The organism is Streptomyces lonarensis (genome assembly GCF_012033735.1).
GTDB classification, from domain to species: Bacteria; Actinomycetota; Actinomycetes; order Streptomycetales; family Streptomycetaceae; genus Streptomyces; species Streptomyces lonarensis.
This window is the reverse complement of sequence record NZ_JAAVJD010000318.1, coordinates 1-4,853: the sequence shown is the minus strand read 5'-3', so window position 1 is coordinate 4,853 and position 4,853 is coordinate 1. Positions and strand designations below refer to the sequence as shown.

Sequence of the window (4,853 nt, the reverse complement as noted above, 5' to 3'; positions counted from 1 at the left end):
CCGGCACCCGCCTCTACCGCACCGGCGACCTCGCCCACTGGACCCCCCACGGCACCATCCACTACACCGGCCGCACCGACACCCAAACCAAAATCCGCGGCTTCCGCATCGAACCCGCGGAGATCGAGGCGGTGTTGGCAGCCGACCCGGCGGTGGCGCAGGTGGCGGTGCTGGTCCGTGAGGACCGGGCCGGCCAGAAGCGCCTGGTGGCCTATGTGGTGCCGCACTCGGGGACGGCCGCGGAGGAGCGCGCGCTGCGCGAGGTGTGTGCCCGTGCGCTGCCGGAGCACATGGTGCCCGCGCGGGTGGTGTCGCTCGACGCAATGCCGCTGACCGCCAACGGGAAGCTGGACCGCGCCGCACTCCCCGAACCCACCACGGCGGCGACCGAGGGGCGGGCGCCGCGCACCGAGCTGGAGACGACGCTCGCCGGCCTCTTCACCACCACGCTCGACGCCGCCCACCCCCTCACCATCGACGACAACTTCTTCGACCACGGCGGCCACTCCCTCCTCGCCGCACGCCTCACCAACCACATCCACACCCACACCGGCACCCACCTCACCATCCGCGACATCTTCCTCAACCCCACCCCCGCCACCCTCGCCCACCACCTCACCCACACCACCCCCCGAACCCCGCAGCGGCAGGACACGACCGCCGGCGGGGAGGGCCCGGGCAGGCCGCGCGCCCGTCGCCGCCCGGCACTGACCCGCCGCACCACCGACGGCGCCCTGCTCGCCCCCGCAGCCGCCACCCTCGCGCCCGATCCCGATCCCGACGCCGGCACGGCCACCCGACCGGCCACGCCCCCCGTCACGCCCACCCCGCTTCCCACCGCACCTGCCCCGGCCGCGCGCCGGGACGAACGGAGCCCGCTGTGAGCCCTTCCCCCGACCAGGTCCCCGCCGCCGACGACGTCGTCTGGCCGCTCCCGGGCGCTGCCGCGCCGCGGACCTCCCTGCTGGTGCTGCCGCACGCCGGTGGCAACGCCCACGCCTACGCCGGGTGGCGGGACCACCTGCCCGCGGACGTCACGCTGCTGGTGGGCCAGTACCCCGGGCGGGGTGCGCGGTTCTCCGAGGAGCTGCCCCGCGACCTCGACGACCTCGCCGGCCCGATCCTGACGGCGCTGCCGCCGGAGACCGACGACCTGGTGGTCCTCGGCCACAGCATGGGGTCGCTGGTGGCGTTCGAGGTGGCGCGGCGGCTGACCGCCGCCGGTCGTCCGCCGCGCGCCCTGGTGGTCTCGGCCTGCCGGGCGCCGTTCCTCGACAACCCGAGCGTGGTGCTCCCGGACCGGTTGGACGACGACCAGCTCGTCGCCGCGATCAAGTCGCGCGGCGGCACCGACGACGGCATCCTCGACGAGCCGGAGCTGCGCGAGATCGTACTGCCCGCGATCCGGGCGGACTTCGGGATCGACGACGTCTACCGGTACGACGGCCCGCGGCCGGCCGTCGACTGCCCGGTGGCCGTCCTCGGCGGTGACGCCGACGCCGTGGCGCCGCCGGAGATGCTCGCCCCGTGGGCCGAGGTCACGACCGGGCCGTTCAGCCAGGAGTTCCTGCCCGGCGGCCACTTCTACTTCCAGCAGCAGCTGGACGCCTTCTTCGTCCGCGTCAACGCGGTCCTCGCCGGCGCCGACAGCGACCGGACCCCCGCCGTCTGACCCGTCCGGCGCCGCGCCGCACGACAGCACCACGGCACGGCAGCACGAGAGCACGGCAGCACGAGAGCACCGCAGCACCGTCGCACCACAGCCGCCCACGCACCCCACCGCCCGTCCCACCGTCCGCTGGAGGAGTCCCATGTCCGCACCCGCCCCCGCCGCGCCCGACACCGCCGTCGTCGCGGTGCACGAGCCCGGCAAGCCCGCCGTCGTCCAGGTCCCGCAGTTCGCGTCCATGGCCGAGGCCGCCGCCTGGCTGGCGGCCCACCGCACCGCCGTCACCGAGGAGCTGCACCGCTCGGGCGCGGTCCTGCTGCGCGGCCTGCCCGTCACCGACGCCGCGGCGTTCGCCCAGGCCCGCGACGCGCTGATCGAGAAGCAGGCCGGCTACAAGGAGAAGGCCACCCCGCGCACCGACTTCGGGGAGGGCGTCTTCTCCTCGACCGACCTGCCGGCGATCCAGCCGATCCGGCTGCACAACGAGAACAGCTACACCCTCGACTTCCCCGGTGTGCTGCTCTTCGGCTGCGTCACCGCCCCCGAGGAGGGCGGCGCCACCACCGTCGGCGACATGCGGGAGGCGCTGCGGCAGCTGCCCGAGGATCTGCGCAAGCGCTTCGCCCGCTACGGCTGGCTGCTGGTGCGCAACTACTCCGAACTGGCGGGACTGCCCTGGTACCAGACGTTCGCCACCGAGGACAAGGCCGTCGCCGAGGCGTACTGCCGCGACAACCTGGTCGGTTGCGAGTGGCTGGACGAGGAGACGCTGCGGACGCGGCAGCGTCGTTCGGCGATCGTCACCCACCCGGTGACCGGCGAGCAGAGCTGGTTCAACCACTTCGCCTTCTGGAACAGCCGCACCCTCGACGCGGACGTCCGGGAGGTGCTGGTCGACACCTACGGCGAGGACGGCCTGCCGTTCAACACCTACCTGGGCGACGGCAGCCGCCTCAGCGACGAGGACGTGGCGACGATCAACGCCGTCTACGACCGGGTGACGCTCCGCGAGACCTGGCAGGTGGGGGACATCATGCTGGTCGACAACATCCTCTGCGCCCACGGCCGCGAGGCGTTCCGCGGTGACCGCAAGATCCTGGTGGCGATGGGTGATCCGGTGCCGCTGGCCGACTGCGCGCCGGCCACCGCCCCCTCGACCGACGCGTTCGGGGAGGGCTGAGCGATGACCGCCGTCCTTCCCGAGCGCACCGCCGCCGACCCCGCCTTCGGTCCGGGCACCCCCGTTCCGGCCGCGCCCCCCGCCGAGGACCTGCTGGCACGGCTGGCGCGGGTCCCGGGCGACCGCGTCGCCGTGGTGGCGGGCGACACCTCGCTGACCTTCGGCGGCCTGCGTGCCGCCGCCGCCGCCTTCGCCGCGCGGCTGACCGCCGCCGGTGCCGGGCCGGAGGCCCTGGTCGCGCTCCACCTGTCGCGCGGCGCCGAACTGGTCGTGGCGCTGATCGGCACGCTGACCGCGGGCGCCGCCTACCTGCCGGTCGACCCGAAGTTGCCTGCCGAGCGCCGCCGTTACCTGGTGTCCGACTCCGCCGCGACGCTCGTCGTGAGCGACGGCGAGCCGCCCACCGCCGACGTGCCGGTGCTGGCACCGCCCGCCCTGGCACCGCCCGCCCTGGACGTGGCCGCCCCGGCTGTGGTCGCGGCGACGGCGTACCGCCCGGCTCCGGTCCCGGCCGGCGGGCTCGCCTACGTCATCTACACCTCCGGCTCGACCGGCGTCCCCAAGGGTGTGGAGATCAGCAGGGCCGCGGCTGCGGCGCTCCTCGCCGAGCTGGAGTCGGCCGGGATCGCCGCCACCGACGGCGGCCGGGTCGGCTGGAACGCCTCGCCGTCCTTCGACGCCTCCGTGCAGCAGTGGGTGCGGATCTGCCGGGGCGACACCCTGGTGATGATCGACGACGAGACGCGCGGCGACCCCGCGCTGCTGGCGGCGCTCGTCGACGACCAGCGGCTCACCGACCTCGACATCACGCCCTCGCACGCCGACGCCCTGCTGGAGCTGGTCAGCGAGCGCGGCGGCCCCCGGCCGCTGACGCTGCTGATCGGCGGTGAGGCGATCAGCCCGTCGCTGTGGGAGCGCGTAGCGCGGCGTTCGGCGGCCGGCGTGGTGCGCGCCGTCAACCTGTACGGACCGACGGAGTGCACCGTCGACGCCACCGCCGGCTGGATCACCGCCGGGGAAGCGCCCCACATCGGCTCGGTACTTCCGGGGCTGCGCATGCGGCTGCTGGACGAGAAGCTGTCCGAGGTCGCCGAGGGCGGCGAGGGCGAGCTGTACCTGGCCGGCGCCCGCGTCGGTCGCGGCTACCGCGGCCGGCCGACGCTGACCGCCGAGCGGTTCGTCGCCGACCCGGTCGCCGGTGACGGCGGCCGGATGTACCGCACCGGTGACCGCTGCCGGCTGCTGCCCGGCGGGCGGCTCGCCTACCTGGGCCGTGCAGACGGCCAGGTGAAGCTGCGCGGCCACCGCGTCGAACTCCCGGAGATCGAGGCGGCACTGACCGTCGGCGGCCGGGTCACGGAGGCGGTGGTGGTGCTGCGGGAGGACGTCAACGGCGCTCCCGGGCTCGTTGCCTACCTGCGCTCCGCCGAGGAGCTCGACCTCGCCGCGCTGCGCGAGGAGTTGGCGGTCCGGCTGCCGGCGTACATGGTGCCGTCGGCCTTCGTGCCGGTGACGGCGTTCCCGACCACGCCCAACGGCAAGGTGGACCGGGCCGCGCTGCCCGCGCCCGCCGCGGCGGCGGTGCCCGCCGACGAGGCGGCGGCCCCCGGGGACGACGCGCCGCAGGGCCGCGTCGAGGAGCTGATCGCGGGGGTGTGGGCCACCGTCCTGGGCGCGCCGCACATCGGCCGCGAGGACAACTTCTTCAAGCTCGGCGGCCACTCGCTGCTCGCGATCAAGCTGGTCTCCCGGGTGCGGACCGAACTGGGCGTCTCGGTGCCGGTGCGCGCGATCTACAGCAACCCGCGGCTGCGGGACCTGGCCGCGCACATCGAGTCGCTGGCGTAGCGCCGCGACAGCCGCCGGCGGGCGGGGCGCGGACACGCCCCGCCCCGCCCGGCGCCCGAACCGCAGCCCCGCAGCGCGCACACGTCCCACCGCGACCGCCGCGACCGCCCCGACCGCCCCGACCGGAGGAGACGCGCCCGTGCTCGTCATCGCCCG

General features: G+C 75.3%; 4 protein-coding genes. All 4 read left to right on the top strand.

Going from position 1 to position 4,853, the window contains the following annotated elements; all coding sequences use genetic code 11:
- The coding region (locus HCN56_RS23620; protein WP_245246941.1) for an AMP-binding enzyme at window positions 1-884 on the top strand (884 nt) is incomplete at its 5' end.
- Window positions 881-1,672 carry a thioesterase II family protein gene (locus HCN56_RS23615; protein WP_167974381.1) on the top strand — a complete coding sequence of 264 codons (792 nt, stop codon included), beginning with the start codon at window positions 881-883 and terminating at the stop codon, window positions 1,670-1,672. The genes HCN56_RS23620 and HCN56_RS23615, both read left to right, overlap by 4 nt.
- A 139-nt stretch (window positions 1,673-1,811) precedes the next feature.
- Window positions 1,812-2,849 (top strand): TauD/TfdA family dioxygenase, encoded by a 1,038-nt coding sequence (locus tag HCN56_RS23610; RefSeq protein WP_167974379.1) that lies wholly within the window; start codon window positions 1,812-1,814, stop codon window positions 2,847-2,849.
- Window positions 2,850-2,852: 3 nt separating this feature from the next.
- Window positions 2,853-4,697 (top strand): non-ribosomal peptide synthetase, encoded by a 1,845-nt coding sequence (locus HCN56_RS23605; RefSeq protein WP_167974377.1) that lies wholly within the window; start codon window positions 2,853-2,855, stop codon window positions 4,695-4,697.
- Window positions 4,698-4,853: the final 156 nt, after the last annotated feature.

Bases quoted from the DNA above. Each gene is read 5' to 3' on its own strand.
- HCN56_RS23610 (WP_167974379.1), top strand. From the start codon at position 1,812: ATGTCCGCACCCGCCCCCGCCGCGCCCGACACCGCCGTCGTCGCGGTG.
- HCN56_RS23605 (WP_167974377.1), top strand. From the start codon at position 2,853: ATGACCGCCGTCCTTCCCGAGCGCACCGCCGCCGACCCCGCCTTCGGT.